Consider the following 25,098-nt stretch of genomic DNA (forward strand, 5'->3'; position numbering starts at 1 on the left):
GATCCAGAACCCCTATGAATGTGTCGCACACCCGACCTGCGGGTCGCCGGCTCGCAATGTCAGACCGCGCTGCTAACCTGACGGGGTGACGCCGCAGGAACTCGCCAACTACGCGCACCTGCGCCGCGCCAGGGACCTGATGGACCGCGAGTACGCACGGCCGCTCGATGTCTCCGCGCTGGCGCGGGCCGCGCTGATGTCGCCCGCGCACTTCTCGCGCCAGTTCCGCGCCGCCTACGGCGAGACTCCGCACGCCTACCTGATGACCCGGCGGATCGAGCGGGCCAAGGCGCTGCTGCGCCTCGGCGAACTGTCGGTCACCGACGTGTGCGTGGCGGTCGGCTTCAGCTCGCTCGGTTCGTTCAGCGCCCGGTTCACCGAGCTCACCGGCGAATCGCCGACCGCGTACCGCGCCCGCGACCACGGCGAACTCGCCAGCCTGCCCGGCTGCGTCACGCGGGACATCACGCGGCCCATCCGCAGGCGGGCCGGCAGCTCATCGAGCGGGGACGGAGAAGCGGGCAGCGAGCTGGTTGGCTAGCGTTAGCCGCATGGACCTTACTCTGTCGACCTGCTTCGTTCTCGTGCACGACCCGGAACTCGCCGTGGGGTTCTACCGCGACGTGCTCGGCCTCGAGGTGCGCAACGACGTGAAGCGCGAGGACTACCGGTGGATCACCGTCGGCTCCCCGGCGCAGCCCGGCGTGTCGATCGTGCTCACCAACTACCTCAATGGCAGCCCCGCGGACGCAGACGCGCTGGCCGGCCTGATGGCCAAGGGCGCGCTGAGCGGCGTGAACTTCCACACCGCCGACCTGGACGCCGCCTTCGACAAACTGCGCGCCGCCGACGCCGAGATCGTGCAGGAGCCGACCGACCAGCCCTGGGGCACCCGCGACTGCGCGGTGCGCGACCCGTCAGGCAACATGGTCCGCATCGACCAGCCGCCCGCGTAGCCTGCTCAGTCGGCCGATGGCGCGGTGGTGGCCATCGACTCGTCGAGGAACAGGCAGAACGGATGGCCAGCGGGATCAAGCATGACCCGGACATCGTCTTGCGGCTGGTAGTCGGCGAGGCTCGCGCCGGAGGTGAGCGCCCAACTCACCGTCTCGTCCAGGTCGCCGACGGCGATGTCCAGGTGCTGCGTCGCGTTCTGCGCGCCGTCGGCCGCGGGCCACACCGGCCTGATGAACTTGACCTCGTACTCGAAGTTGAGCGTGGGGCCTTCCTGGCCAGGCGGCGGCCGCAGCTGAGCCCAGCCGTCCTCCGGCGGCATCCCCGGCCGCGCCGGGTCGGTCGCGGTGACCGGCCAGCCGAGCAGCCGCGCGTAGAACGCGGCGAGATCGCGCGGCGCTGGCGCGCCGATCGTGACAGAGGTGACCGCCATCAGCGGGCGACGGTCCATGCCGGCCTCCCAAGCTTCGCTGTGGGTGCTCCTCCGCGCACTGTAACCCAGCCGGCGAGGCCGGCGGGAAACCGAAGCCGGGGTAGCGTGCCGGTATGGACACCAATGCACGCGGCTCGGTGCGAGTCGAACCGGGCAAGAAGCGAGTCCGCGCCTACCTGGCCGGCCGTCTCGTCGCCGATACCCGCCACCCGTCGCTGGTCTGGGAGATCCCCTACTATCCGGCCTACTACGTGCCCCTTGGCGACGTGACCGCCGAGCTGGTGCCGACGGGCAAGACCGAGCACTCGCCGAGCCGCGGCGAGGCCGACCTGTACGACGTGCGCGTGGACGGTCAGGTCGCCGAGGGCGCGGCGAGTCGCTACCCGGACTCGCCGCTGACCGCGATCCGCGACCTGATCCGGTTCGACTGGGCGGCGATGGACGAGTGGATGGAGGAAGACGAACCCGTCTACACCCATCCCCGCGACCCGTATCACCGCGTCGACATCCTGCACAGTTCGCGGCACGTTCGGGTGGAGGTGGACGGGATGACGGTCGCCGACTCGGTGCGCCCGGTCATCTTGTTCGAGACCGGACTTCCGCCGCGCTATTACCTGCCGCTCAGCGACCTCCGCACCGAGCTGCTCACCCCGACGGACACCCAGACGCACTGCCCGTACAAGGGGACGGCGAGCTACTGGACGGTGGACACCGGGCACGGCACGCACGCCGACCTGATCTGGGCGTACCGGATGCCGCTGCCGGAGAGCCAGAAGATCGCCGGCCTCGCCTGCTTCTACGACGAGAAGGTCGACGTCTACCTGGACGGCGAGCTGCAGGACCGTCCCCGCACGCACTTCGCCTGACGGCAGGCTGGTCCGCGTTAAGCGATTACGGTTGTGACCGGCGTGCCGCGTTCGATGGTGCGGCTCACCGTGCACAGCCGGTCGTGGGACTTCTTGACGATGTCCGGCAGGATCGCGCGGGCGGCGTCTCCCGCATCGCCGTCGGGGAATTCGATCCTGAAGGTGACCGCGATGTCTTCCAGGTGGTTGCCCTCGCTGCCGCCGAGCTTCAGCGCGTCGGTGTCCACGCGGAACGAGACGGGCTCGGCGCGCCGCGTGGTCACCACGTCGACGTCGATGGCGGTGCAGCCGGCGATGGCGGCGAGCAGCAGCTCCACCGGGGTGAACTCTGTGCCGCTGCCATCCCCGATGCCGATGGTGGCCCCGCGCTCGTTCGTCGCGGTGTACCTCTTCTCGCCGGTCCGGTCGATGGACACGTGCCGGCGTGCGTCCTGATCCGTCATCAGATTTTCGGCGTGGAGACCCTGGTCTTCAGGCCAGGGAGGAAACGCCGCTCCCTCCTCTCGCGTGTCGGCTCATCCATGACAGTTCCTTCCGGTAGCATTCAAACATGCGTACGGCCTACAAGTGCAGGGCCTACCCCAACCCCGAACAAGCGAGCGTGCTGAACCGCACCTTCGGCTGCGTCCGCATAGTGTGGAACCGCACCCTGGCCTGGCGCCAGGCCCGGTACCATGACGGGCAGCTCAGCACCACTTATGCCCAGGCCAGCGGCTACCTGACCGCCTTGAAGGCCACCGAGGAACTCGGCTGGCTCAACGGAGTCTCTAGCGTCCCGCTCCAGCAGGCGATCCGCCACCAGCAGGCCGCCTTCGCCGGCTTCTTCGCCGGCCGCGCCCGCTGCCCCCGGCACAAATCCCGCACCGGACGGCAGTGCGCCGAGTACACCCGCTCGGGGTTCCGGTACCGCGGCGGGCAGCTGTTCCTCGCCAAGATGCCCGCGCCGCTGGCGTTCGCCTGGTCGTGGCCGCACCTCGACCCGGCGTCGCTCGACCCGAGCACGGTGACAGTCTCGAGGGATCCGTGCGGCCGCTGGTACGTCTCCTTCGCCGTCGAGGTGCCCGACCCCGCGCCGCTTCCCCCGGCCGGCGCTGTTGCCGGCCTGGACCTGGGCATCAAGGACTTCGCCGTCACCTCTGACGGGCAGAAGATCGCGAACCCACGGAGCCTGGTGAGGCGGGAACGCGGCCTGGCCCGCTACCAGCGGCGCCTGGCCCGCTGCCAGCAGGGCTCGGCGAACCGGGCCAAGGCCAGGGCCAAGGTCGCCCGCGCCCACCGCAAGGTCCGCGCGTCGCGGGCCGACTTCCTGCACCGCACCTCCGCCCGGCTGGTCCGCGACCACGACGTCATCGTGATCGAGGACCTGGCCGTGAAGAACATGGTCCGCAACAGGTCGCTCGCCAAGGCCATCTCCGACTGCGGCTGGGGTGAATTCCGCCGCCAGCTCCAGTACAAGGCGGCCAGGGCCGGACGCCGCCTGATCGTGATCGACCGCTGGTACCCGAGCTCGAAGACCTGCTCCGCCTGCGGGCACCTGCTTGCGCAACTCTCCCTCAGCGCACGGGCGTGGGACTGCCCGGGCTGCGGCACCCGGCACGACCGGGACATCAACGCCGCCAAGAACATCCTGGCGGCAGGTCTTGCCGTTACTGCCTGCGGAGCTGATGTCAGACACCCCGGATCCTCCGGGGTGCGGTCGGCCGTGAAACAGGAACCCCGGCCCGCGAGGGCTGGAATCCCCGTTCCTCAGGACGGGGAGTAGTCAACTGCACGTACTTGGCGGAGGCGGCCGTCACTGTCTTTGCAAGCACTGTGTTCGCGTGCACCGCCTGCGCGGGCAGCAGGGCCACGGCCGCCGCGGCGGCGGCAATGCCCAGCGTCCGGATGCTCAGCGTTCGCAACTGTCGCATATCGATACCCCGATACCGGTGAGAAGCGATGGTTTCCCCCGCATCACGCGGGATAACCGTAGCGAAGGTTTCCCGGTGGGATACTCCGAACCAGTGAGTGCTTCCCCTGTTCCCACGCTGATCGTCTTGAGCGGGCCGGCGGGCTCGGGCAAGACGACGCTGGCGCACGAGATCGCTCGCGCCGTGGGTTGCCCTGCGATCTGCCGGGACGAGATCAAGGAGGGGATGGTGCACGCCGCCGCCCCGGGATTCCGGCCCGCGGTCGGCGACGAGCTGACCATGCGGACCCTGCCGGTGTTCTTCGGCGTGCTCGAGCAGTTGCTGCTGGCGGGCGTGACGTCGGTCGCGGATGCGGCGTTCCAGGACAAGGTGTGGCGCCCGTGGCTCACCCCGCTGCTGCCGCTGGCCCGGCTGCGGATCGTGCAGTGCGCCGCTGACCCCGAGGTCGCCTTCGGCCGGATCGTGCTGCGCCGGGAGCGGAACGCAGTGCGCGACGCGCACGCCGACCCGAGTGCCGCGGACCGGGTGGAGTTCCTGAGCCGACTGCGCGCGTTCGACCGGATATCGCTCGACGTTCCTGAGCTTGCGGTGGACACCACCGCCGGGTATCGCCCGTCCCTTGCGGAGATCGTCGCGTTCGCTCGGGGCCAGGACTAAGACCGCCGGCCCTACCTACAACTGCGGCGTCCCGCGGTAGGAGGCGCGGGTGCGCAGCCAGAACCAGCGGTCGCGCATGCTCACCCGGCGGTTGCCGAGCCAGGCGGCCCAGCCGCCCGGCAGGCCGGCCAGCCATCGCGGGCGGTACCGCATCCGGCGGTAGCGCGGCGGCGGTCGGCGGATGCGGGGGCCGAGGTCGGGGCCGGCCTGCGACGTGCGGCGGGTGACCTCGGCGTCGTGCCGGCTCATCAGCGAGTAGCGCTGGTCGTCGGCCAGGCCAAGGCGGTCGGCGACACGCAGCGCCGCGTCGCATTCCAAGTTGCCGAGAGCCGCCAGGTCACCCCGGCGGCGAAGCTTGCCGAGCGGCAGGTGGTCCTGCCGCCAGCGCAGAAGATCCCAGGCGCGCTCGGCGAGTTCTCCGATGGGCAGCGCGGGACGGTCCAGGGTGCCAGCGGGAACCGGCCGCGGCAGCTTGAGCGGCGGCAGCCCGGCGGGCGCCCCCACAGCGGCCAGGGCCGCCTGCCTGACCGCCGCGGGGTCGAGGCCGGCCAGCGACAAGGCGCGCAGCACGTCGGGAGTGGCCTGGTCCAGCAGCGCGGTCAGCAGGTGCCCGGCGGCCGGCTGCTGGCCGAGTGACGCCGCCAGCGACGTGGCCGCGTCCTGCGCCTGCATCTGGAGGTAGCCCGCGCCGTCGCCGAAGGCGTCGCCCGCGTCGCTGACGGCCGCGCGCAGCGAGCGCCCGTCGCCGGGATCCAGTGCCGCGGCAGCGGGGCCGCCGCCCTCGGCGACGCCGACGAGCAGGTGCAGCGGACCGCACTGCCTGCCCAGCTCCCTGGCGTACTGGAACCCCCGGTGGATGGCCCCGAGGTACAGCTCGGGATATCGCTCCTGCGATGCCATGACAGCATGCTAAGGCGCGGATCAGGCGTCGGCCAGCGGTGCCGCCAGGCGGCGCCGGGCCGCAGCTGCCGCCTGCTATATTTGCGAAATTGCGCACCGATGATGCTTTCGGGGCCGGGAGGTTCGCGATCGGCATGTGGCATGACCCGCGGCGCGCGGGCTGGCTGATGTGGGCCTACTTCCTGCTGTCACTGATTGTCGGCTCGGTGGTCTACCTCAGCGTCGGCCCGGCTTCTTCCGGACAGCCGGGCCACGGGTACAACTGGATCTTCTCGGCGTTCTTCGCCTGGCGGGTGACCAGGGGCGGGCGCATCTCCCGGATGCTGCTCATCCTCGGTGCCGGGCTGGGCTACCTGGAGACGGCGTTCACGGTCGCCAGGCACTTCGGGCCAGCGACGTTCGGCGTGCTCGCGATCTACATCGTCCAGCTGGCCTTGCTGATGAGCCCGTCGGTGTACCAGCGGACCCGGCCGCGGGACTGGGCCGAGCCGCCCGCCGCTACCCGTGTCCTGCCGCCGCTCACCCTCCTCCTGCTCGGCGTTTTCGCTGGCCTGTCCGTCACGCTGCTCGGCCTGGCGGGCATGGGTCCCGGGCCGGCGGCGCCCGGCTGCGTCGCAAGCGCGGCGCCGCCCGGCCTGTGCGACACCCTGGCCGACGGCACGCCGCTGCGCTGGGTGACCTTGCATGACGGCCTGCCGTCTGCCCACTGGGCGGCGATGGCCAAGGACTGGGTGCAGTGGTCGGTGGTCAGCACCTCGATGCTCTATGGCCTTTGGCTCGCGAAACTGGCCAGGCGGGAGCCGCTGCGCACCACGTTCCCTGTCGCCGCCGCCGTCGGCTCCGCGCTCGGCGCGCTAGCGCCTCGCCCGCCTTGCCAGCAGGTAACCGCGCGGGCAGCGGCGCCGCCGCGACGGTAGTCACTGAAGACGGCCCGCCAGCCGTCCGAGGGCGCTCCTAGTCCAGCACGGACACCGCGGCGCGCGGCGGTTCCCCCGGCACCGGCTCCCCCGCCACCGCGCCGGGCACGGCCGGCTCGCCGGCGCGGCGGGCGGAGCGGACGCGGATCGTGCCCTGGGCGATGAGGACCCCGGCGACGAGCAGGACCGCGCCCGCGAGCTCGGCCGGGCCTGGGGCCTCGCCGAGCAGCGCCCACGAGCTGGCCATCGCGACCACCGGGGCGAGCAGGACCCACGGCACCACCTGCCCCGAGGGGTAGCGGGACAGCAGCCGGTTGAAGATCGCGTAGCCGACGAGCGAGCACAGGCCCGCGGTGTAGACGGTGGACAGCGCGCCGTGCCAGCCGATGTGCGCCAGTCCGCGGCCCACCTCGGCGGGGCCGTCGATGAGCAGGCTGAGGGCAAGCAGCGGCACCGGGACCACGGTCGCCGACCAGACGGTGAGCGCCAGGCCGCCCGGTGCCTTCGACGAGCGGGAGACGACGTTGCCGATCCCCCACGACAGCCCGGCGAGCAGGCACAGCGTGAGGGCGAGCAGGGTGATGCTGCCGCCGATGCCAATGCCGACGACCGCGAGGCCGGCCACGCCGAGCGCCACGCCGGCCACCTGGGCCCGCGACGGCCGCTCGCGCAGCACGACGGCGGCGATCACGATCGTGAACACGACCTGCGCCTGAAGAACCAGCGCCGCCAGGCCGGGCGGCATCCCCAGGTGCATCGACAGGTACAGCAAGCCGAACTGGCCAAGGCTCATGAACGCCCCGACGGCGGCGACGGTGCGGAACGGCACCGCTGGCCGCGGCACGAGGAAGCAGGCGGGCACCGCAACCACCGCGAACCTGATCGCCGCGAACAGCAGCGGCGGCACGGTGCCCATGCCCCAGTCGATGACCACGAAGTTGAAGCCCCACAGCGAGGCGACCAGGACGGCGAGGAAGGTGTCACGGCGGTTCACGTCATCCAGTGTCACCGAGGCAACGATGAAGCACCAGCGAATATTCGTGCGGTCAATCATGTAGCATTGCTTCATGATTGATCTGGTCGCGCTCGACGCGCTGCGCGCGGTCGGCACGCACGGCTCGGTCGTCGCGGCTGCCGACGCACTCGGCTTCACGCCGAGCGCGGTGTCTCAGCAGGTCAAGCGGCTGGAAAAGCAGACCGGCGTGCCGCTGCTCGAGCGGGTGGGCCGCGGAGTCATGCTCACCCGGCACGGCAGGCACCTGGTCGAGCAGGGTGGCCGCCTCCTGTCCGACCTGGAGGAACTTCAGGCGGGGCTGCACCAGCAGGCGGGCACCGTCGCCGGGCACGTGCGGCTGACCGCGTTCTCCACCGCGATGCGCGGCCTGATCGCGCCGGCGCTGCCGGCCGTCCTGGCGGCGCATCCGCACCTGCGGGTCAGCCTGGCCGAGCGGGAACCCTGGGACACCGTCAGCCTGGTCGCCTCCGGGCAGGCGGATCTCGGCGTCGCGCACAGCTGGGGCGACCTCCCCCTCGTGATCCCCGACCATCTCGCCCGCCGCACCGTGGGGCACGATCTCGCCGAGGTGATCGTCCGCCGCGATCACCCGCTCGCCTGCCGCGACGTCGTCGCGCCGCGCGACCTGGCCGACGAGGACTGGATCGCCACCGCTGAGGGGACCATCTGCCGGCAGTGGCTGAACCGGATGTTCGACGGCACCGGCCGGCTGCCCCGCATCGCGCACGTCTCCATGGAGTTCGACAGCCACCTGGCACTGGTCCGCGCCGGGCTCGGTATCGCGCTGATCCCGCGGCTCGGCCGCGCGCCGCTCGGCGAGGACCTGGTGGCCGTGCCCGCGGTCGACCCGGTGCCCAGACGGGAGATCGTCGCGCTGTACCGCGTCTCGATGAGCGACTCGCCCGCCATCGCCGCGCTGCTCAGCGCCCTGGACGGCGGGGAGGGCGACTGAGGCGCGGTCGCGGGAGATAGGCTCCCGCGAAGAGCACGGCCAAAAAGGTGACTCAACTAGCGAAACCGGCGCAGGGGCGGAACCCGGCTGGCCTGGCGCGCAGACCTGCGGAAAGGGAGGCAGCGCATGCCCTATTCCCTCGACCCCGAGTTGCGGCGGGCCGTGGCCGCCATGAGCGGCGAGCAGGCGCCCGCACCCGCGGCCCGCGGCGACTGGCGGACGCTGCGCGCTTACGGCGAGGCCGCGCTTGGCCGCCTGGAGGCGGTGCTTGACGAGCGCCCGTCGGTTTCCCGCACCGATCACCAGGCCACCTCCCACGATGGCAGCCGCCTGCTGGTGCGCTGGTATGCCCCGGCCGGCCGCGACCGCTCGACGGCAGGTCCGGCCGCGGTCTACCTGCACGGCGGCGGCATGATCATGGGGACGGTGGCGCTGCACGACCGCATGGTGGCCGGCTATGCGGCCGACAGCGGAATCCCCCTGCTTGCGGTGGACTACCGCCGCGCCCCTGAGCATCCGCATCCCGCCCCGGCCGAGGACGCCTACGCCGGGCTGGCCTGGCTGATCGCCCACGCCGCGGAGCTTGGCGTAGACCCGGCCAGGATCGCGCTAATGGGCGACAGCGGAGGCGGCGGCCTGGCCGCCGCGGCCGCGCTGCTCGCCCGCGACCGGGGGCTGGCGGTGGCCAGGCAGATCCTCATCTACCCCATGCTGGATGACCGCACCACCACCCCCGACCCCGCACTGGCCCCGTGGGCCGGCTGGTCCTACGACGACAACTACACCGGCTGGCACGCCCTGCTCGGAGATCTGATCGGCGCCCCGGACGTGCCCGCCTACGCCGCGCCGGCGCGCGCGGCAGACCTTTCCGGGCTGCCCGCCACCTACATCGAGGTCGGGGAACTGGACATCTTCCGCGATGAGGCGATCGAGTACGCCCGCCGCATCGCCCTGACCGGCACCTCGGTCGAACTGCACGTCCACCCCGGCTGCCCGCACGGCTTCGACCGCATCACTGCCGAGGCCGGCGTCGTGCGGCGGGCCCGGGCTGACCGGTTGCGAGCGCTGACCACGCTCGCCTGACTGCCGGGGGCTGGCGCGTCCCGGTGAGCCCCTCCCCGGGCCGGGCATCGCAGGCCGCGGCGGCCTGCGATGAGATCCCGTGCGAGCTGGTGTCAGAGACGATAAGTATGGTGCACGAACGCCGAAGCGAGGAGGGCGTCAGCCAATGGAGTTCAGCGCAGAGCTAGAGCAGGCCCCCGGCAAGGCGGCCACCGGCATCACGGATCCCGAGGACGTGCTCGCCGCACTCGGCGGCGGGCGCCGCCCGGCCGTGGCGGTCACGATCAACGGGCACACGTTCCGTACCACCATCGGCAGCATGGGCGGCTTCGCGAAGATCCCGGTCAGCGCCGCGGTGCGCGCCGCGGCCGGGGTGACCGCCGGAGACGTGCTGATCGTCGGGCTGGCCGTCGACGCCGCCCCGCGGGACGTGGCCATTCCCGACGACCTGACCGCCGCGCTGGCCGGCGACCCGGTAGCCGCCGAGTTCTTCGCCGGGCTGTCCCCCAGCCACAAGAAGGCCTACGTCACCTGGATCGAGGAGGCGAAGAAGCCCGAGACCCGGGCCAAGCGGGTCGGCGAGGCCGCCGCGAGGCTCGCCGCCAAGCAGGCACAGCGCTGACCGACTGCCGGCTGGCGACTGGCCGGCTGGCAACTGGCCGCGGGGTACCGCGCCTGGCGGCCCGCGTCCGCGTCAGCCGGCCGTCCGCGCCGCGACGATCGCCAGCGTGGTGTAGCCCATGGTGAAGCCGCCGCCCGCGGCCTCGACGGCCGCGCCGAGTCCGTCGAGGAGAGCGGCGATGACGGGCGGCGGGAACTGGCTGTGCCCGCCCAGGGTGGGCACCATGTCGAGCCATTCCTGGCGGGTGTAGTGCCGCTCCCACGGCTCGCGCCACTCCTGCGGCTCGCCGAAGGCGCCGGCGGCTCGCATGCCGTCGGCCGCGCGGACCCCGCCCGCCGCGTACGCGTCGACCGCGGGCCTGGACCAGAACCCGGCGGCCATCGGGTGCTCGGGCAACTCCCGCCGGTACACCGCGCCGAACGCTTCCTTCAGCGCGGCCGGCGGCTCCATCGCGTTCCAGAAGACCGCCAGCAGCCCGCCTGGCCGCAGCGCCGACGCCGCCTTGGCCGCACCCGCCACCGGGTCGACCCAGTGCCAGGCCTGCGCGGCGGTCACCGCGTCGAACATCCGGCCCCTGGCGTCCCAGTCCTCGAACTTCGCCACCTCAGCGGCGGTGCCGCCGTTCCTGGCCAGCTCCGCCATCCGGGGGTCGGGGTCGATGCCGAGGACACGGCAGCCCGCCGCGGCGAACAGCCGCGAGGCGATGCCGGTGCCGCAGCCGACGTCGAGCAGGTCGCGTCCCGGGCTCGCCGTGACGATCCGGCCGGTCAGCCCGGCCGGGTAGCTGGGCCGGGCCCGGTCGTAGCGGCCCGCGTCGTCACCGAAGCCCTCGGCGACCCGCCGGTACTGGTGCGTATCCGTGCTTAGCGCGGGTGCGGACGGCGATCCTGAGCCGTGCTCCCGCGAAGGTTCTGCCGGTAGAGTGGCCATGCGCCCACTCTAAATGGGCAAGCGCCCACTTAGGAGACCAGTTCGCCGTCGGCGAAGGGTCAGTCAGGGAAGGACACCCACGACGTGCCCACCGGAGTGGCCATCCGCGACCCGCGCGGTCAGCTGTTCGACGCCGCGGAGCGGGTGCTGCTGCGCGACGGGCTGTCCGGACTAACCAGCCGCGCCGTTACCGCGGAGGCCGGGGTCGCCAAGGGAGTGCTGCACCGGCACTTCGCCGACTTCGAGGACTTCCTCACCGGGCTCGCCCTGGACCGGGTCGCGCGGATCGGCGCCAAGGCCGGCGAGCTGCGCACCACGGCCGGGACCGGCACCGTCGCCGGCAACCTCGCCGCCACGCTGCCCGAGGTGCTCAGCCCCGGCTATCTCGCGCTGATCCGCCTGGTCATCGCCCGCGACGAGCTGCGCGCCCGGTTGCGGGCGGCCACCGGGGTCAGGCTCCCGCTGATGTCGGAGTCCACCGCGCTTGTCGCCGGCTACCTCCAGGCCGAGCGCGACCTGGGCAGGATCGCGGCGGGCGCGGACATCGCCACGCTCGCCCCGACCCTGATCGGCGCCGCGCACCTGCTGTTCAGCGACGCCGACGACGCGGCACCCGACCCGGCGGCGCTCGCCAGGGTGATCGGCACGGTCCTGGCCGGCGTCACGGCAGGCGAGTGAACCCTCTTGGGTACCGCAACTCAATCGCCGTCGCTGGCGGGTCTGCTGTTGGGCATGGCCGCGGCCGAGTCGCCCGGCGTCTCGGTGCGCGCGGTCAGGGAAGACCTCGCCGCCTTCCTGCGGGCGGTCGAGCCGCGGGTCTTCACAGCCCAGCGGACGCGGCAGCATGAACTGCGTCGCCTGCTCGGCTGGGACGATGAGTCTCTGCACCGGTTCATCGGCGCGCCGCTTGTCGTGCACAGCTCGACGCACGTCAGCATGAACGCGTTCGCCCCGATGCTGACCTTCCCCTGGTTCTGCCTGCGGGTCATGTCCGGGGCGGCGAGCGGGCCCGGCAGCAAGGCGGCGCACCTGCGGACCCAGGTCACGCACAACAACCTCAGCGACAGCCGGTGGAAGCCGCACGCGTGGTGGCGGCTCGATGACCGCGGCGTCGTGACGAAGACCCGCCTGTTCAGCCGGCCCGCCGCGGTTTCTCGGAGTGCGGGCCATCGCGCTCGACACGCTCGCGCCGCTTGGTCCGCAGGTCGCCGCCGGGCTTGACCGGGTGGGCGGCAGGCCGTCCCTGCCGCTGTATGCCGCCACGTACCGCGGCTCGCTGGCCGCGGTGCTCGACCGCGCCCTGCCACAGCCGGCCGATGCCCTTGCTAGCGTCGTGGCGAGAGCCTGACGGCTTCTCTGGTTCCTGACCGCGGCCAGTTCGCCGCAGCGGCGGTGCGCCCTGGTTCAGGCGCTGCTGGCGCCCGCAGGGGGCGATGGCGGTGCCGCGCGTCACAACCACAGACCGCGGCCGCGCGAAGGGGGGAACGACATGGCGAAGGTGACGACGGTGGGCCGGGTGCTCGTCCCGGTCGGGGACCAGGACGCGGCGATCTCGTTCTACACCGGCAAGCTCGGGTTCACGCTGACGGCGGATGCCGCGTTCGGCGAGAACTCCCGGTGGGTGGAAGTCACCCCGCCCGGCGGCGGCGCCGCGTTGGCGCTCGTACCGCCGCAGGGCGAGCAGTACCGGCCGGGCCGGATGACCGGCATCTCGCTGGGCTCGACCGACCCGCGCGCCGACCACGCCGAGCTCGCGAGTGCCGGGGTCGACGTGGACGCGGACCTGTGGGGCGGGGACGGGACCGTGCCGCTCGGCTTCTTCTTCCGCGACCAGGACACGAACCAGCTGATGATCGTCCAGGCGTGAGCCGTCGCCAACCGAGGGCCGACGGTGCACGGTAGCCTGCCGGCATGCGGCTCGAATTGGTCACGATCATTGTCGACGACTACGACCCGGCCATCGCGTTCTACACCGGCGCGCTCGGCTTCGACCTCGTCGAGGACTCGCCGTCGCTGACGAACGACGGCAGGCCCAAGCGCTGGGTGGTGGTCCGGCCGCCGGGCGGGCAGACAGGCATACTGCTCGCCCGCGCGGACGGGCCGCACCAGGCCGCGGCGGTCGGAAACCAGACCGCAGGACGGGTCGGTTTCTTCCTGCGGGTCGATGACTTCGCCGCCGCCCACGACCGGATGACGTCGGCAGGCGTGCAGTTCGTCACCGCGCCCCGCACCGAGCCCTACGGGCAGGTCGCTGTGTTCCTCGACATCGCGGGCAACCGCTGGGACCTGCTCGGCCCCTGAACCTTCCGCGGCCGTGCCGCTATGTCAGGAGCGTGCCTGTTCCGGCGCGGCGAGCAGGTGCGGCTCGGCGGCCGCACGCAGCGCGCCCGGGCGCAGCGGGGTGCCGAGCAGCTGGCTGACCAGGGCACGGTGCGAGGCGTGCAGGGTTCGGACCGCGGCCGGGCTGATGCCGGGCTTGGCGGATGGGACTCCGCCGCGGGCCCGGCCCGGCTTGGTCGGGATCCACAGGTGGCCCGGGTCGCTGCCTTCCAGGTCGGCGACGATCGACGCGCGGGCGGCCAGCCAGCGGGTGAGGATGTGCACCGTCGCCTGGGTGAGCGGGACCTGTTCCCCCTCGACATCGGCGTGGGGTTCGTCGCCGTCCAGGTGCAGCGCCTTGACGTTCAGGTCGGCGAGTTCGGGCACGCCGCGGCCGGTGTCGGCGACGAGCGCGGCAACCGCCGCGGTGCGCAGCGCGGTCATCGCGTTGGCATGGATGGGCCGCTTGACGGTCAGGTCATGCAGCAGCGCCTCGGTGTCGCCGGGGGTGAGGTGAAAGCCGCGCGCCGGCGGCTGCCGGTCCAGCCGGGCCGTCTCGCCGATGAACTCGGCGAAGGCGTTGACCGAGTCGATCCGCACCCGCATCGAGTTCGGGTAGGCGGACGCCTCGGGGCCGCGGCTGGTGTTGCGGATGCGGGTCTTGCCGGCCGCCGCGTCCTCCAGCCACGCGCGCGCCCGGTCGGCGTCCATCAGCTCGCCCGCCGTGAGCGGCCGCCCCGTGCCAGGATTCTCCGGGTCCTCGGCCGCCCCCTGCGCGTGCCGCAGGTACTCATTGAGGTACGTCTTGCGGATCCGGCGAGTCGTCGCGGACAGTCCGCGATCGGCGAGGTGCCGCAGGAACGCGTCGATGGCGTCGCGTGCCTGAGTGCTCGCGCCTGAGCCTGGCACGTCGCTGCCTGGCATCTCCGGGACTGGCGCGCCGGAGGCCGGCACGTTGGGGGCTGGCATGGCCATCAGCGTACTATCCAGCGCAGATAACAGTAAGAAAGGACACGCCGGCGGACCGGGATGACAGCCATCTTGGAAATCCTGCCCATCCAGCCCCTACGGCCACGGGGACGCGCCGGCGCTGACGGCGGCGGGCGTTAGCTAGGAGATTGCGATCTTGCGGGCGCGAAGCGCCGTCGCCGCATCGGCAGGATGCGATCAGGTCCACCGCCGGCCGCTGCCAAGGCAGCCGGCACCGCAGACCTTGTGCGCGGTCGCGGTGCCGTTCGCCCGGATCTTGGTCTTGCGGCCGCACCAGCTGATCCGGACGGCTTGCCCTGACAGGTCGTCTGATGATGAGGCGATGAACGGGTTTCGGATGGATTTCCGGGTCGAGGAGGACAGGGTTGGTGACGGTGCGCCAGCGAGGCACGAACTCAGCCGCTGGGGCTGATTGCGAGCGTCGGCGACAAAGCCGCGAAAGCCGGTTCCCGCCAGCAAAGCGCTGGCGGGAACCGGCTTTCGCGGTCGGCGATGCCGATGCCGGGGGTCGGACCGGTGACGAGAGTGACTTTGCCCACGAGGGATGTCCTTTCGGGGTGTCCGGCTCAGATGACCGGGTGGGAGTGTGGGGCAGCCAGGGAATTCTCGTTACCGGCGATCCTCGGGGTTCGAGGACACGCCCCCGGCTACAGGAACTCGCTTCGGTAAGTCGAGGCCAACTCGGCCGCGAGGCGGCGTCGCTGCGCGAGCTCGTCCGGCGACAGCTGTGGCGGCGGCGCGTCCTTGCCCGCGACGACGTCACCGATGCGCATGAAGTACTCTTCCTGGCCGGCGGGGGTACACATGCACAGCATGCGGGCCGGTGCACCCGAGACGTTGCGGAAGTTGTGCGGCGCGTTGGCCGGGATGTTGATCGTGGACCCGGCCCGCACGGTGTGCTTCTCGCCGCGGAAGGTGAACTCGATCTCACCCTGCAGGATCGTGAACATCTCCTCGAAGTCGTGCCGGTGCGGCGGAGGGCCGCCGCCGTCGGGGACGCGCATGTCGATCAGGCAGTATCGGCCGTCGGTCTGCGCGCCGGTGATCAGCATGGCGTAGGTGTTACCCACCAGCGATATGTACGTCGTGCTCGGGTCGTCGGGGTTCGCCACGGTCAGTGAGCGGGACGGATCGTCGTCGGGGATCATCGTGGTTGTCTCCTTCAATGGCCGGTCAGGTGGGAGTCAGGCGCCGGGGGCGACGATGACGGTCTTGCCGCCGGGCAGCTTGCCTGTGGCAGCCTGGGCGTGCACGGCCGGCAGCTCTGCGAGTGGGACGCGCTGGGCGACCTCGATGCGCAGCTCGCCGGAGTCGATCAGCGCGACCAGCCGCGAGAGCTCCTGCGCGTCGCTGCGCACGTACAGGTCGATGCCGCGTACGCCGCGCTCCTCGTCGCTGGGCGCGGGCATCCACACCGTGGTGTTGACCAGGACGCCGCCGGGCCGGATCAGGTCGAGCAGCGCGGCAAGCTGCGCCGGTTCGATCGGTGCCAGGTTGAGCACCACGTCGACCGAGGCTGCCGCCGCGATCACGGCGGTGGTGGTGTGGTCGATGACCTCATCGGCGCCTGCTGCCTTGACCCGGTCGCCGCTGCTCGGGCTCGCCATGGCGATCACGTACGCGCCGGCGTTCTTGGCCAGCTGCACGGCGTAGCCGCCGACCGCCCCGCCCGCGCCGTTGATCAGCGCGCGCTGGCCCGCCGCGAGCTTCGCGTGCTCGAACAGCGCCTGCCACGCGGTCAGGCCCACGATCGGCAGCGCCGCGGCGTCGACCAAGGGGACGCTTGTGGGCGCTGGCGCGAGAATCTCGGCCGGAGCGACCACGTACTGCGCGGCCGCGCCATCGTCCGTCATCGGCAGGAACCCGACGACCTGGTCGCCGACCTCGAAACCCTCGACGCCATCGCCCAGCGCGGCGACCGTGCCGGAGACGTCGATACCCGGCGTGTGCGGCAGCGTCACCGGGATCGGACCCTGCATGAAGCCCGCGCGGATGTTGCCGTCGACCCCGTTGAACGTGGTCGCGGCAACCTGGATCAACACCTGCCCGGCGCCGGGGACGGGCTGCTCGACGTCCTCGTAACGCAGGACGCTCGGGTCGCCGTACTCGTGGAAACGCACTGCCTTCATCACAAGCCCTCATCTCTTCCGTTCTGTCATGTACTTCGGATTCGAAGCACATTTCGACCATAGCACGCTTTGAATTCGAAGCAACTTGGGTGCGGTGTCAGCCGCCCGACAGCCGCCGCGCCCTAGCGCCTCGGCGCTAGTCGCCCGCAGCGGCCAGCAGGCGCAGCTTCTCCTCGCTCGGGGAGCCTGGGACGGCCATGAAGACCAGCAAGACCTGGTATTCCACGGGATCCAGCAGGAGCTGGCGGTACAGCTCCAGCCCGCCCAGCTCGGGATGCCAGTAGCGTCTGAGGTGGTCGTGATCGGTGACGCCCACGCGAACGAGGTAGTGTTCGCGCACCGCCAGGTCGGGGAACCAGCGGTCGACCAGGGAGCGCGACGATCTGCCGAACCGCGTGTAGTCGCCGAACAGGGCAATCGCCGGAGGTGTCTGCGAGAGCACCTCGCCGAACCGGGAGAAGACCACCGCGGGATGGTCCGACAGACGCTCGACGAGGTGCGTCATGAAACGTCCGGCGTGATCGCCGCTCTCGCCCGGCGTCGCAGTCTCCTCGGGGCTAGCCCGCCGGAACTGCGCCAACGGTTCCCGGTCCACGTTTCTCACCGCCTCCCTTGTCCGACGGATCAAGCATGGCGCGAACCGGAAACCGGGTGAAGGTCGAACTTGTCCAGGGACAAGTTGTCCGCGGATAACAAGGCGGGAAGCGCACGGCCCCGCGCCCCGCGCCCCGCGCCCGGGCGCCGGCTTGTGGCGGTCAAATCACGTGGCGCTCAGATCATCGTTTCGTCGCCGCTGCTGTTCACCGTGCTCAGGCTCTCAAGCTTCTGCTCGCTCGGAGAACCGGGCTCCGCCATGAAGACCAGCAACTCCTGGCCCTCGTCGGGATCCACCAGCCGCCGGGTATACATCTCCAGCTCGCCCAGCTCCGGATGACAGTAGCGCTTGAGATCGCGGTGATGGGTGACGTCCACCTCGTGCAGCCGCCAGACCTCGGCGAACTCGGGGCTGACCGCGAGCAGCGCTTCGACGATCTCGCCGGCTACGCCCGTAGGGTCGGCCGTGTACGCCGCCCGGATCTCCACCGTGAAGACCCGGCCGCGCAGGGCATGGTCCTCGGGCGGATAGATGGCGCGTTGCGCCGGGTCGGTGAACCACCGGTAGAGGAGGTAGCGGGACATGCCGCTGAAGCGGGTGTAATCGCCGAACAGCGCAATCGCCCCGCGGGTCTGCAGCAACGTCTCGCCGAACTGGGAGAGCACCATCGCGGGCGTGTCCGCCAGACGCTCGACGATGCGCCGCATGGCGGGACTGACGCGCTCGTCGCGCAGCACGCGCCGCGGAGCGGAGTGCCCGCCGAGGGCGAAGAGGTGCTCGCGCTCGCTCGAGCTGAGATTCAGAGACCGCGCGAGGGCGGCAAGCATCTGCTCGGACGGCATCGGGCCACGTCGCTGCTCGATCCGGCTGTAGTAGTCGGCCGACATGCCGGCCAGCACCGCGACCTCCTCGCGGCGCAAGCCACCGGCACGACGCCGGGTACCGCGGGGAAGCCCGACGTCCTCCGGCTGCAGCGCCTCGCGGCGCGCCCGGAGGAAGTCGGCCAATAGTGCCCGGTCCATTGCCCCCTCTCAGTCGGTTCGGCCGCGCCCGGCGCGAGGTTTGGCCGACCTTGGCGGAGTGGCGCGCATATGGTCCCGCACCCGGCCGAGAACGGTGCTCAGGGCGGCGAGGTCCTTGCCGCTCATCGGCTCGAACAGCACCTGCCGCACGCGCTCGACATGCCCCGGAAGCACGTGGGCGATCAGCTCTCGGCCGGCGCCGGTGACTGTCACGATGACGCTGCGCTCGTCATCCGGCGACGGCGAGCGGGTGATCAGGCCGCGCTTGTCCAGCAACCCCGCCTGGTAAGTCAGCCCGCTGCGGCTGTACACGACACCGTCGGCCAGATCGGTCATCCGTAGCCTGCCTTCGGGCGCGTCCACCAGGCGGGCCAGAATCTGGAACTGCACGTAGCTGAGATCACCGTCGGCGCGCAGGTGCTCGTCCACCGCGTACTGAAGCAGGCTGCTAACCTCCATCAGCGCGAAGTACGCACCGAGTTGCTCCGAGTTCAGGCCGGATGTCGGGTCACCCACCCCACGATCCTACGTGCTTTGAATTCGAAGTGCACCTCAGGCTTGCGCGCCCTCCCTGCGGGACGCCGAGCGTCAATCTTCTGCGACGGACAGGCCGCCTTCGCGAGCTTCTTCGCCGGCCGCGCCAGATACCCGCGGTACAAGTCCCACGCCGGACGGCAGTGCGCCGAGTACACCCGCTCGGGGTTCCGGTACCGCGGCGGGCAGCTGTTCCTCGCCAAGATGCCCGCGCCGCTGGCGTTCGCCTGGTCGTGGCCGCACCTCGACCCGGCGTCGCTCGACCCGAGCACGGTGACAGTCTCGAGGGATCCGTGCGGCCGCTGGTACGTCTCCTTCGCCGTCGAGGTGCCCGACCCCGCGCCGCTTCCCCCGGCCGGCGCTGTTGCCGGCCTGGACCTGGGCATCAAGGACTTCGCCGTCACCTCTGACGGGCAGAAGATCGCGAACCCACGGAGCCTGGTGAGGCGGGAACGCGGCCTGGCCCGCTACCAGCGGCGCCTGGCCCGCTGCCAGCAGGGCTCGGCGAACCGGGCCAAGGCCAGGGCCAAGGTCGCCCGCGCCCACCGCAAGGTCCGCGCGTCCCGTGCCGACTTCCTGCACCGCACCTCCGCCCGGCTGGTCCGCGACCACGACGTGCTCGTGATCGAGGACCTGAATGTGTCCGGCATGCTGCGGAACCGGACCCTCGCCAAGGCAATCTCCGACTGCGGCTGGGGCACCTTCCGCCGCATGCTCGAATACAAGGCAGCCAGGGACGGGCGGCGCCTGATCGTGATCGACAGGTTCTTTCCGAGCAGCAAGACCTGCTCCGCGTGCGGGTGCCTGCTCGCGGAACTGTCTCTCGGTACCCGGACGTGGCAGTGCCCGTCCTGCGGCACCCGGCACGACCGGGACGTCAACGCCGCGAAGAACATCCTGGCGGCAGGTCTTGCCGTTACTGCCTGCGGAGCTGATGTCAGACACCCCGGGTCCTCCCGGGTGCGGTCGGCCATGAAACAGGAACCCCGGCCCGTGAGGGCCGCAATCCACGTCCCTCAGGACGGGGAGTAGTCAACGCACTCTTCCCTCGGCTGGCTGGCTAGCGTATTCGGGGCCGGCGCATCGATGAAAGCGGATAGCGGATGGGCCGATGGTGCCCGTGCGGGGGTAGGACCGTTAGCCGCGCAGCAGGGGCAGGACCCGGGTGCCGAGGAGCCGGACGCCGTCGGAGTCGGTCAGCCCGTGCGGTGTGCCGAAGTCGATCCGGCCGGCGCCGGCCGCGATCACGGCGCTGGCCTGCCCGGCGACCTGCTCGGGGGTGCCGGAGAAGGCGAACCGGTCGAGCACGTCGTCTGGGATGAGCGCGCCGGCTGCCGCCTCGTCGCCGGCCGCGGTCAGCGCGGAGATTCTGGGTAGCAGTCCTTCCGGCAGTTCGCGGGTGCTGTCGAGCGCGCCGACGACCGCCAGGTACATGGCGACCTCCGAGCGGGCCCGCCGCCTGGCGGCGGCGCCGTCCTCGGCGACCACGGTGACCGCGCCCGCGACTACCCGCACCGAGCCGACGGCACGCCCCGCCGCCTGCGCGGCCGCGGCGGTACGGGCGCAAGCCTGGGCGACGACGCCAGGGCTCGCGGTCCCGCCTATCTTGAGCTCGTCGGCGATCTCACCGGCCAGGGCCGCGCCGCGCGGGCCCCATGCGCCGAGCATGAGCGGCGGGAGCCTGTCGGGCAGCGGATAGCGCAGCCGGACGCCAGGCGCCAGCCGGAACTCCTCCCCCGCGAAACCGCTATCGTCGCCGGACAGCAACGCACGGACAATGGCGGCGGTCTCGCGCAGCCGGACCAGCGGCCTCGGCTGGGCGAGGCCGATCGCATCCAGCCAGGCGCCGCGGGCCAGGCCGAGGTAGCCGCGCCCGGCGGAGGCGGCGGCAAGCGCCGCGGCCTGGCCTGCGATCTCGTACGGGTGCAGCGTGTAGGGGTTCAGGCAGGCGGTGCCGAGGCGGACCCGGCTGGTCGCGGCGGCCATCTCAAGCAGCGCGGGCAGCGGCGGCTGGTACAGCAGGTCGGCGAAGACGCTGACCACGTCGAAGCCGTGCGCCTCGGCGGCGGCGGCCAGCGGCCCGTAGCCGCCGGCTGGCTTGTCGGTCTGGAACGCGATCCCGATCTCGGCGGGCGCAGGCCCGGCAGGCTGCGCGGCGTGGTTGCGCCCCGCGTGCAGTTCGCGGTCAGGCACTGGCGTGCCGCTCACGTCAGGTCGGCGGAGCGCAGCGGACGCCGGGTGGTGCGGGTGATCCGCATGACAAGCCGCTCGTCCGGGTCGGGGCAGGCGACGAGGTTGTCGCGCTCGAGCCAGTCGGCCGCGGGCAGGTCACGCTGCTTGGCGGGCAGCAGCGGGAGCACCGCCGCCAGGGCGTACAGGCAGAAGTGGCGGTCGGCCGGAATGGAGAGTCGGCAGCTCTGCGTGACGTCGAAGGAGTCGCCGACCGACAGGCCGCACACTGGACGGCCGCCGATGGAGTCGACGGTGACCCGCAGGTCCCACAGGGTCATGTCGCTGCCACCGTCGCCGGCGGGTTCCGGCTGGCCTGACTGGCTGTCTTCCTGCCCGGTCATCGCCTGCCGCCTTCTGTCGGGACCGCCATGCGGGACGGCGCGGTCCCGGCAGCGGGAACATCCGCTGATTGCGGCAGCGCGCGCAGCGCGGGCAGGACGCGTTCGCCGAGCAGGCCGATCGCGGTGACCGGGTCAGGCCCGAGCGGCGGACCGAACGACAGGTGGCTGGCGCCCATGTCATGCAGCCCGCGGCAGCGCGCGATCACGTCGCCAGCGTCGCCGGCGATGCCGAGCGACAGCATCCGTTCGTCGACGTGCGCGGCGGCCGCCTGTCCGCTGTGCGCGAGCCGCGCCGCCTCGGTGAAATCGGCCGGCCGCAGCCCGGCCTGCTCAAGCAGCGGCTCGGCGAAGGACGCGCCGTAGTACGCGAGCTTTTCCGCGAGCGCGGCCCGGGCCAGCGCCGGGTCGTCAGACAGCGACACCCAGAAGCAGGCGGGCAGGTCGACGTCGCGGCCCGCGGGTGCCGCGCCGGACAGTACCGAAGCGCGGGCGGCGGCGTAGGTCTCCGGCGGGTACAGCAGCGGCAGGGCGCCGTCGGCGTGCTGCCCGGCCATCGTCAGCATCCTGGGGCCCATCGCGCCGACGTAAACGGGAACCGGCCGGCCGAGCGGGAACTTCAGCGCCGCGACGTGCTCGCGGGCCCAGGCAGGCAGCAGCGACCGGTCGACGTCGGTGTGGCCGAGCAGCGCCCGCAGGGTGACGACCGCGGCCCTCGTGGTGGCGAGCGGCGCGGTGCGGGCAATGCCCGCCCAGGCGAGAAACTCCTCGGCGCCCGCGCCGATCCCGAGCAGGAACCGTCCGCCGCTTGACTCCTGCAGCGTGGCGGCCATCATCGCCAGCTCGCTCGGGTGCACCGAGTACGGGTTCATCACGCCGATGCCGAGGCTGATCCGGCTGGTCCGCGCCGCCAGGGTGGCGGCGAGCACCGGGGCGGACCGCAGCAGCAGGTCGTTGGACACCCACACCTGGTCGAACCCGGCGGCCTCCGCCGCGACGGTCAGCGCGCTCAGCTCCGCGACGCTCAGGTCGTTGTTGACTCGGACGGAGAACCTCATCCGGCCGCCACTGCCATTGCCTCCACCTCGACGAGGAAGTCCCCGCCGATCAGCCCGGCGACGTAGAGCATGGTGTTGGCCGGCGCGACATCGCCGAGCGCCTCCCGGTGCGCCTGCGACGCCTCTTCCCAGTTCGCGTCCGGCGCCAGGTACACGACTGTACGAACCACGTCGTCCGGGGTGCCGCCGAGCGCGGCCACCGCGCCGAGCACCCGCTCTAGGCAGATCCGCGCCTGGCCGAGGGTGTCACCCGGGCACAGCGCCGCGCCGTCCGGGCCGGTGGCGGTGGTGCCGCTGACCGTGATTACCGGCCCGCGCCGCACCGCGCGGCTGTAGCCGGCCTGCTGCTGCCACCCGGAGGAGTCGGTGTACCGCGCGGTGCTGGTCACCGGGCCGCCCCGGCGGGAACGCGGCTGTCGCGGATGACCCGGCCTGCCTGCATGACCAGGCTGATGTCGCCAAGCGCGGCAAGGTCCGCGAGCGGGTTGGCGTCGACGGCGATCAGGTCGGCGGCGTAGCCGGGGCGGATCTGGCCGACGTGCTTGTCGATGCCGAGCAGCCGCGCGCCGTTGACCGAGATCGTCTGCAGGGCCTGGTGATTGGTCAGCCCCGCCTCGGCCATCAGGAACAGCTCGAGCACCGCGACGGGCACCCCGTCAACCTGGTCGCCCGGCGGGTAGTCGGTCCCGTTCAGCAGCGTGATGCCGGCCTTGATGGCGCGCCGCGCGCTTGCCAGGTGCTCGTCGGCGGCGTTCGCTGCGTTGGCGATGGTGTGCTCCTCGAACCCGTTGGCCCGCATCCACGTCTCGGACCTGGTCACGCACAGCGTCGGGGTGACGTAGGCGCCGCGGCTTGCCAGCAGCGCGGCGGTGTCTTCGTCGAGCTGGTAGGCGTGCTCGAAGCAGCGCACCCCCTGGGCGAGCGCCTGCCTGATCGCGGTGGACCCGCCGGAGTGGGCCACCACGTAGCTGTCGCGAGTGTCGGCGGCGCGCACCGCGCCGCGGATCTCCCCGTCGCTCATCTCCGGGTTCTCGACCCGCTCCCCCGCGCTTGCCAGGCCGCCGCTGATGAAGATCTTGATGTGGTCGGCGCCCGCCTCGAGTTCGGCGAGCGCGGCCGCGTAGAACTCGTCCTCGCCTGACGCCTCCGCGCAGCCGGAACCCGCGCCGTGCCCGCCACGGGTGGAGACGGCACGGCCGGCGCCGAGGATGCGCGGCGCGTCGATCCAGCCGCGCCGCGCCGCCTGGCGCAGCAGCAGGTCGGCGCGGTTCTGCTCATGCACGCAGCGGATGGTGGTGATCCCCGCGGTGAGCGCCGCGCTGGCCCTGGCGGCCGAGCGGTAGGCGGTGAGCGCCGGGTTCTCCGCCTCGTCGGTGTCGGAGAACGGGAACACCACCGAGAGGTGGGTGTGGCATGAGATGAGGCCGGGCAGCAGCCAGCGGCCCGCCACGTCGCTCACCTGCCCGTCCGGCAGGCCGGGCGGAACGGCGGCCGCGACCTGGGCGATCGTGCCGTCTGGTGCGATCTCGATGGCGCGCGCGGGCAGCACCTCGCCGGCCAGCACGTCGACGACGTGCGCGTTGACAAGCCACATAACGAGGCAGCTCCGGATGCCTGAGGGCGCGAATCGTCCGCGCCCGCGCCGGCTGGGTCGAGGGCGGTGCCAGGCAGCGGCGCGCGGACATGGCAGGCGGCCGCGCGGCTGCCGAGCGGTACGAGCCGCTGTTCGGTGCTCGCGCACTCGTCGCGGGCGATCGGGCACCGCGGGTGGAACCGGCAGCCGGACGGTGGGCTCGCCGGGTCGGGCACGTCACCGGGCAGGTCGGCGGGCAGCACCCCGGCGCCGTCGGCGCGCGGGATTGCCGCCACCAGCGCCTCGGTGTAGGGGTGGTTCGGGCTCGACCACACCTCTGCGGTCTCGCCGGACTCGACGATCCTGCCCAGGTACATGACCGCGACCCGGTCGGCGACCTGCCGGACCACCGACAGGTCATGGGACACGAGCAGCAGGCCGATGCCCTCCTCGCGGACCAGGGCGGTGAGCAGGTTGGCGATCTGCGCCTGCGCGGAGGCGTCGAGCGCGCTGATCGGCTCGTCGGCGATCAGGCACGACGGCTTGGCGGCCAGCGTGCGGGCGATCGCGATCCGCTGCCGCTGCCCGCCGCTGAACTCGTGCGGGTAGCCGTCGGCCGCGGTGGCCGGCAGGCCGACCCGCTCGAGCAGTTCGACCGCGCGGGCCCGGCCGGCGGACCGGCTGCCCCCGCCGAGCAGCACCCCGTCGGCGATCAGCTCGCCGACCTTGCGCCGCGGGTTGAGCGACTCGTACGGGTCCTGGAAGACCATCTGCAGGCCGCGCAGGCGGCCGGGCCTGCGGCGCATGCCGAGCGGCGCGACCGGCTCCCCCTCGAAGCTGACCGTGCCCGCCGCGAGCGGCACCAGGCCGACTGCGGCGCGGGCGAGCGTCGACTTGCCGCAGCCGGACTCGCCGACGAGGCCGACGACCTCGCCGCGGGCCACGGTCAGGTCGACGCCGTCCAGGGCGCGGACCCGCTGGCCATGGCGGCGGTACTCCACGGCCGCGTCCGTCATCGCCAGCACGGGGTTGTCCGACCCGGGGTTGCTGAACACAGTGCCGTCGGTCACGGGGTTCTCCTGGCTGACGG

Annotated in this window: 31 protein-coding genes; 14 read left to right on the forward strand and 17 right to left on the reverse strand. The window is 72.1% G+C overall.

Translation table 11 applies throughout. The features are described from left to right. The first annotated feature begins 139 nt into the window (after window positions 1-139). Together EAS64_RS11110 and EAS64_RS11115 are read left to right on the forward strand one after the other, a co-directional pair. Window positions 140-541 carry a helix-turn-helix transcriptional regulator gene (locus tag EAS64_RS11110; protein WP_145853505.1) on the forward strand — a complete coding sequence of 134 codons (402 nt, stop codon included), beginning with the start codon at window positions 140-142 and terminating at the stop codon, window positions 539-541. A gap of 10 nt (window positions 542-551) precedes the next feature. Beyond that, on the forward strand, window positions 552-956 hold the full coding sequence (locus tag EAS64_RS11115; RefSeq protein WP_145852847.1) for a VOC family protein: 405 nt from the start codon (window positions 552-554) through the stop codon (window positions 954-956). Between the two features lie 5 nt (window positions 957-961). Here EAS64_RS11115 and EAS64_RS11120 read toward each other — a convergent pair whose 3' ends face one another. Then, window positions 962-1,405: a VOC family protein gene (locus EAS64_RS11120; RefSeq protein ID WP_187365839.1), complete on the reverse strand. Its 444-nt coding sequence runs from the start codon at window positions 1,403-1,405 to the stop codon at window positions 962-964. 95 nt (window positions 1,406-1,500) lie between these two features. Here EAS64_RS11120 and EAS64_RS11125 point away from each other — a divergent pair, with 95 nt between their 5' ends. Then, window positions 1,501-2,253: a DUF427 domain-containing protein gene (locus EAS64_RS11125; RefSeq protein WP_145852848.1), complete on the forward strand. Its 753-nt coding sequence runs from the start codon at window positions 1,501-1,503 to the stop codon at window positions 2,251-2,253. A 17-nt stretch (window positions 2,254-2,270) separates the two neighbouring features. On the opposite strand, the gene EAS64_RS11130 is transcribed toward EAS64_RS11125, so the two are convergent. After that, complete coding sequence (locus tag EAS64_RS11130) at window positions 2,271-2,696, reverse strand: OsmC family protein (protein WP_145852849.1); 426 nt, start codon at window positions 2,694-2,696, stop codon at window positions 2,271-2,273. Window positions 2,697-2,803: 107 nt separating this feature from the next. Here EAS64_RS11130 and EAS64_RS11135 point away from each other — a divergent pair, with 107 nt between their 5' ends. Both EAS64_RS11135 and EAS64_RS11140 read left to right on the forward strand, forming a co-directional pair. Beyond that, a complete protein-coding gene (locus EAS64_RS11135) occupies window positions 2,804-4,015 on the forward strand; it encodes an RNA-guided endonuclease InsQ/TnpB family protein (RefSeq protein WP_145852850.1) in 1,212 nt (403 codons plus the stop codon). A 241-nt stretch (window positions 4,016-4,256) separates the two neighbouring features. Continuing rightward, window positions 4,257-4,820: a P-loop nucleotide/nucleoside kinase family protein gene (locus EAS64_RS11140; protein WP_222849203.1), complete on the forward strand. Its 564-nt coding sequence runs from the start codon at window positions 4,257-4,259 to the stop codon at window positions 4,818-4,820. Between the two features lie 15 nt (window positions 4,821-4,835). Here EAS64_RS11140 and EAS64_RS11145 read toward each other — a convergent pair whose 3' ends face one another. Next, window positions 4,836-5,720 (reverse strand): Clp protease N-terminal domain-containing protein, encoded by an 885-nt coding sequence (locus EAS64_RS11145; RefSeq protein WP_145852851.1) that lies wholly within the window; start codon window positions 5,718-5,720, stop codon window positions 4,836-4,838. Between the two features lie 89 nt (window positions 5,721-5,809). Here EAS64_RS11145 and EAS64_RS11150 point away from each other — a divergent pair, with 89 nt between their 5' ends. After that, on the forward strand, window positions 5,810-6,637 hold the full coding sequence (locus EAS64_RS11150; protein ID WP_145852852.1) for a hypothetical protein: 828 nt from the start codon (window positions 5,810-5,812) through the stop codon (window positions 6,635-6,637). A gap of 37 nt (window positions 6,638-6,674) precedes the next feature. Here EAS64_RS11150 and EAS64_RS11155 read toward each other — a convergent pair whose 3' ends face one another. After that, on the reverse strand, window positions 6,675-7,646 hold the full coding sequence (locus EAS64_RS11155) for an EamA family transporter (protein ID WP_222849204.1): 972 nt from the start codon (window positions 7,644-7,646) through the stop codon (window positions 6,675-6,677). 58 nt (window positions 7,647-7,704) lie between these two features. On the opposite strand from EAS64_RS11155, the gene EAS64_RS11160 reads away from it, so the two are divergent. The 3 genes from EAS64_RS11160 to EAS64_RS11170 all read left to right on the forward strand — a co-directional run bounded on the left by EAS64_RS11160 (window position 7,705) and on the right by EAS64_RS11170 (window position 10,288). After that, window positions 7,705-8,604, forward strand: a complete 900-nt coding sequence (locus tag EAS64_RS11160; RefSeq protein WP_145852853.1) for a LysR family transcriptional regulator — start codon at window positions 7,705-7,707, stop codon at window positions 8,602-8,604. A 126-nt stretch (window positions 8,605-8,730) separates the two neighbouring features. Next, the gene (locus EAS64_RS11165; RefSeq protein ID WP_145852854.1) at window positions 8,731-9,687 is read left to right on the forward strand and encodes an alpha/beta hydrolase; all 957 of its coding nucleotides are present in this window, start codon (window positions 8,731-8,733) and stop codon (window positions 9,685-9,687) included. A gap of 145 nt (window positions 9,688-9,832) precedes the next feature. After that, on the forward strand, window positions 9,833-10,288 hold the full coding sequence (locus tag EAS64_RS11170) for a YdeI/OmpD-associated family protein (protein WP_145852855.1): 456 nt from the start codon (window positions 9,833-9,835) through the stop codon (window positions 10,286-10,288). Between the two features lie 72 nt (window positions 10,289-10,360). On the opposite strand, the gene EAS64_RS11175 is transcribed toward EAS64_RS11170, so the two are convergent. Further along, window positions 10,361-11,218 carry a class I SAM-dependent methyltransferase gene (locus EAS64_RS11175; RefSeq protein ID WP_145852856.1) on the reverse strand — a complete coding sequence of 286 codons (858 nt, stop codon included), beginning with the start codon at window positions 11,216-11,218 and terminating at the stop codon, window positions 10,361-10,363. An 84-nt stretch (window positions 11,219-11,302) separates the two neighbouring features. Between EAS64_RS11175 and EAS64_RS11180 the strand changes: the two genes are divergently transcribed. The 4 genes from EAS64_RS11180 to EAS64_RS11195 all read left to right on the forward strand — a co-directional run bounded on the left by EAS64_RS11180 (window position 11,303) and on the right by EAS64_RS11195 (window position 13,519). Then, window positions 11,303-11,896, forward strand: coding sequence for a TetR/AcrR family transcriptional regulator (locus EAS64_RS11180; RefSeq protein ID WP_145852857.1), 594 nt, complete (start codon window positions 11,303-11,305; stop codon window positions 11,894-11,896). 54 nt (window positions 11,897-11,950) lie between these two features. Next, entirely contained in the window at window positions 11,951-12,439 is a 489-nt protein-coding gene (locus EAS64_RS11185; RefSeq protein ID WP_145852858.1) for a hypothetical protein, read from the forward strand. 268 nt (window positions 12,440-12,707) lie between these two features. Then, window positions 12,708-13,085, forward strand: a complete 378-nt coding sequence (locus tag EAS64_RS11190) for a VOC family protein (protein ID WP_145852859.1) — start codon at window positions 12,708-12,710, stop codon at window positions 13,083-13,085. A gap of 44 nt (window positions 13,086-13,129) precedes the next feature. Next, entirely contained in the window at window positions 13,130-13,519 is a 390-nt protein-coding gene (locus EAS64_RS11195) for a VOC family protein (protein ID WP_145852860.1), read from the forward strand. Window positions 13,520-13,543: 24 nt separating this feature from the next. On the opposite strand, the gene EAS64_RS11200 is transcribed toward EAS64_RS11195, so the two are convergent. The 6 genes from EAS64_RS11200 to EAS64_RS11225 all read right to left on the reverse strand — a co-directional run bounded on the left by EAS64_RS11200 (window position 13,544) and on the right by EAS64_RS11225 (window position 18,789). Further along, window positions 13,544-14,506, reverse strand: coding sequence for a hypothetical protein (locus EAS64_RS11200; protein WP_222849205.1), 963 nt, complete (start codon window positions 14,504-14,506; stop codon window positions 13,544-13,546). A 668-nt stretch (window positions 14,507-15,174) separates the two neighbouring features. Continuing rightward, a complete protein-coding gene (locus EAS64_RS11205) occupies window positions 15,175-15,675 on the reverse strand; it encodes a cupin domain-containing protein (RefSeq protein ID WP_145852861.1) in 501 nt (166 codons plus the stop codon). 36 nt (window positions 15,676-15,711) lie between these two features. Next, window positions 15,712-16,656, reverse strand: a complete 945-nt coding sequence (locus tag EAS64_RS11210) for an NADP-dependent oxidoreductase (RefSeq protein ID WP_145852862.1) — start codon at window positions 16,654-16,656, stop codon at window positions 15,712-15,714. Between the two features lie 136 nt (window positions 16,657-16,792). Beyond that, the gene (locus EAS64_RS11215; protein ID WP_145852863.1) at window positions 16,793-17,251 is read right to left on the reverse strand and encodes an MmyB family transcriptional regulator; all 459 of its coding nucleotides are present in this window, start codon (window positions 17,249-17,251) and stop codon (window positions 16,793-16,795) included. A gap of 176 nt (window positions 17,252-17,427) precedes the next feature. Further along, complete coding sequence (locus tag EAS64_RS11220; protein WP_145852864.1) at window positions 17,428-18,273, reverse strand: helix-turn-helix transcriptional regulator; 846 nt, start codon at window positions 18,271-18,273, stop codon at window positions 17,428-17,430. Between the two features lie 9 nt (window positions 18,274-18,282). Then, complete coding sequence (locus EAS64_RS11225; RefSeq protein ID WP_222849206.1) at window positions 18,283-18,789, reverse strand: MarR family winged helix-turn-helix transcriptional regulator; 507 nt, start codon at window positions 18,787-18,789, stop codon at window positions 18,283-18,285. 42 nt (window positions 18,790-18,831) lie between these two features. Here EAS64_RS11225 and EAS64_RS11230 point away from each other — a divergent pair, with 42 nt between their 5' ends. Then, window positions 18,832-19,839, forward strand: coding sequence for an RNA-guided endonuclease InsQ/TnpB family protein (locus tag EAS64_RS11230; protein WP_145852865.1), 1,008 nt, complete (start codon window positions 18,832-18,834; stop codon window positions 19,837-19,839). A gap of 105 nt (window positions 19,840-19,944) precedes the next feature. Here the strand turns inward: EAS64_RS11230 and EAS64_RS11235 are convergent, their stop codons facing one another. Genes EAS64_RS11235 through EAS64_RS11260 form a run of 6 tightly spaced genes read right to left on the reverse strand, consistent with a single transcriptional unit; the run spans window position 19,945 to window position 25,078 of the window. Next, on the reverse strand, window positions 19,945-21,015 hold the full coding sequence (locus EAS64_RS11235) for an LLM class flavin-dependent oxidoreductase (RefSeq protein ID WP_222849207.1): 1,071 nt from the start codon (window positions 21,013-21,015) through the stop codon (window positions 19,945-19,947). Next, window positions 21,012-21,380: a TIGR04076 family protein gene (locus EAS64_RS11240; RefSeq protein ID WP_145852866.1), complete on the reverse strand. Its 369-nt coding sequence runs from the start codon at window positions 21,378-21,380 to the stop codon at window positions 21,012-21,014. The genes EAS64_RS11235 and EAS64_RS11240 overlap by 4 nt, the downstream gene beginning before the upstream one ends. Beyond that, a complete protein-coding gene (locus tag EAS64_RS11245) occupies window positions 21,377-22,435 on the reverse strand; it encodes an LLM class flavin-dependent oxidoreductase (RefSeq protein WP_145852867.1) in 1,059 nt (352 codons plus the stop codon). Before EAS64_RS11245 ends, EAS64_RS11240 begins: the two co-directional genes overlap by 4 nt. Next, window positions 22,432-22,824 carry a Rid family hydrolase gene (locus EAS64_RS11250; RefSeq protein WP_145852868.1) on the reverse strand — a complete coding sequence of 131 codons (393 nt, stop codon included), beginning with the start codon at window positions 22,822-22,824 and terminating at the stop codon, window positions 22,432-22,434. Before EAS64_RS11250 ends, EAS64_RS11245 begins: the two co-directional genes overlap by 4 nt. After that, window positions 22,821-23,999: an amidohydrolase family protein gene (locus tag EAS64_RS45740; protein ID WP_246115680.1), complete on the reverse strand. Its 1,179-nt coding sequence runs from the start codon at window positions 23,997-23,999 to the stop codon at window positions 22,821-22,823. Before EAS64_RS45740 ends, EAS64_RS11250 begins: the two co-directional genes overlap by 4 nt. Next, on the reverse strand, window positions 23,891-25,078 hold the full coding sequence (locus tag EAS64_RS11260; RefSeq protein WP_246115628.1) for an oligopeptide/dipeptide ABC transporter ATP-binding protein: 1,188 nt from the start codon (window positions 25,076-25,078) through the stop codon (window positions 23,891-23,893). Before EAS64_RS11260 ends, EAS64_RS45740 begins: the two co-directional genes overlap by 109 nt. Between the last annotated feature and the right edge of the window lie 20 nt (window positions 25,079-25,098).

Source organism: Trebonia kvetii, assembly GCF_007827045.1.
In the GTDB taxonomy this organism is placed as follows: Bacteria; Actinomycetota; Actinomycetes; order Streptosporangiales; family Streptosporangiaceae; genus Trebonia; species Trebonia kvetii.

Bases quoted from the DNA above. Each gene is read 5' to 3' on its own strand.
- EAS64_RS11110 (WP_145853505.1), top strand. From the start codon at position 140: ATGGACCGCGAGTACGCACGGCCGCTCGATGTCTCCGCGCTGGCGCGG.
- EAS64_RS11115 (WP_145852847.1), top strand. From the start codon at position 552: ATGGACCTTACTCTGTCGACCTGCTTCGTTCTCGTGCACGACCCGGAA.
- EAS64_RS11120 (WP_187365839.1), bottom strand. From the start codon at position 1,405: ATGGACCGTCGCCCGCTGATGGCGGTCACCTCTGTCACGATCGGCGCG.
- EAS64_RS11125 (WP_145852848.1), top strand. From the start codon at position 1,501: ATGGACACCAATGCACGCGGCTCGGTGCGAGTCGAACCGGGCAAGAAG.
- EAS64_RS11130 (WP_145852849.1), bottom strand. From the start codon at position 2,696: ATGACGGATCAGGACGCACGCCGGCACGTGTCCATCGACCGGACCGGC.
- EAS64_RS11135 (WP_145852850.1), top strand. From the start codon at position 2,804: ATGCGTACGGCCTACAAGTGCAGGGCCTACCCCAACCCCGAACAAGCG.
- EAS64_RS11145 (WP_145852851.1), bottom strand. From the start codon at position 5,720: ATGGCATCGCAGGAGCGATATCCCGAGCTGTACCTCGGGGCCATCCAC.
- EAS64_RS11160 (WP_145852853.1), top strand. From the start codon at position 7,705: ATGATTGATCTGGTCGCGCTCGACGCGCTGCGCGCGGTCGGCACGCAC.
- EAS64_RS11165 (WP_145852854.1), top strand. From the start codon at position 8,731: ATGCCCTATTCCCTCGACCCCGAGTTGCGGCGGGCCGTGGCCGCCATG.
- EAS64_RS11170 (WP_145852855.1), top strand. From the start codon at position 9,833: ATGGAGTTCAGCGCAGAGCTAGAGCAGGCCCCCGGCAAGGCGGCCACC.
- EAS64_RS11175 (WP_145852856.1), bottom strand. From the start codon at position 11,218: ATGGCCACTCTACCGGCAGAACCTTCGCGGGAGCACGGCTCAGGATCG.
- EAS64_RS11185 (WP_145852858.1), top strand. From the start codon at position 11,951: ATGGCCGCGGCCGAGTCGCCCGGCGTCTCGGTGCGCGCGGTCAGGGAA.
- EAS64_RS11190 (WP_145852859.1), top strand. From the start codon at position 12,708: ATGGCGAAGGTGACGACGGTGGGCCGGGTGCTCGTCCCGGTCGGGGAC.
- EAS64_RS11195 (WP_145852860.1), top strand. From the start codon at position 13,130: ATGCGGCTCGAATTGGTCACGATCATTGTCGACGACTACGACCCGGCC.
- EAS64_RS11200 (WP_222849205.1), bottom strand. From the start codon at position 14,506: ATGCCAGCCCCCAACGTGCCGGCCTCCGGCGCGCCAGTCCCGGAGATG.
- EAS64_RS11205 (WP_145852861.1), bottom strand. From the start codon at position 15,675: ATGATCCCCGACGACGATCCGTCCCGCTCACTGACCGTGGCGAACCCC.
- EAS64_RS11210 (WP_145852862.1), bottom strand. From the start codon at position 16,656: ATGAAGGCAGTGCGTTTCCACGAGTACGGCGACCCGAGCGTCCTGCGT.
- EAS64_RS11220 (WP_145852864.1), bottom strand. From the start codon at position 18,273: ATGGACCGGGCACTATTGGCCGACTTCCTCCGGGCGCGCCGCGAGGCG.
- EAS64_RS11240 (WP_145852866.1), bottom strand. From the start codon at position 21,380: ATGACCGGGCAGGAAGACAGCCAGTCAGGCCAGCCGGAACCCGCCGGC.
- EAS64_RS11245 (WP_145852867.1), bottom strand. From the start codon at position 22,435: ATGAGGTTCTCCGTCCGAGTCAACAACGACCTGAGCGTCGCGGAGCTG.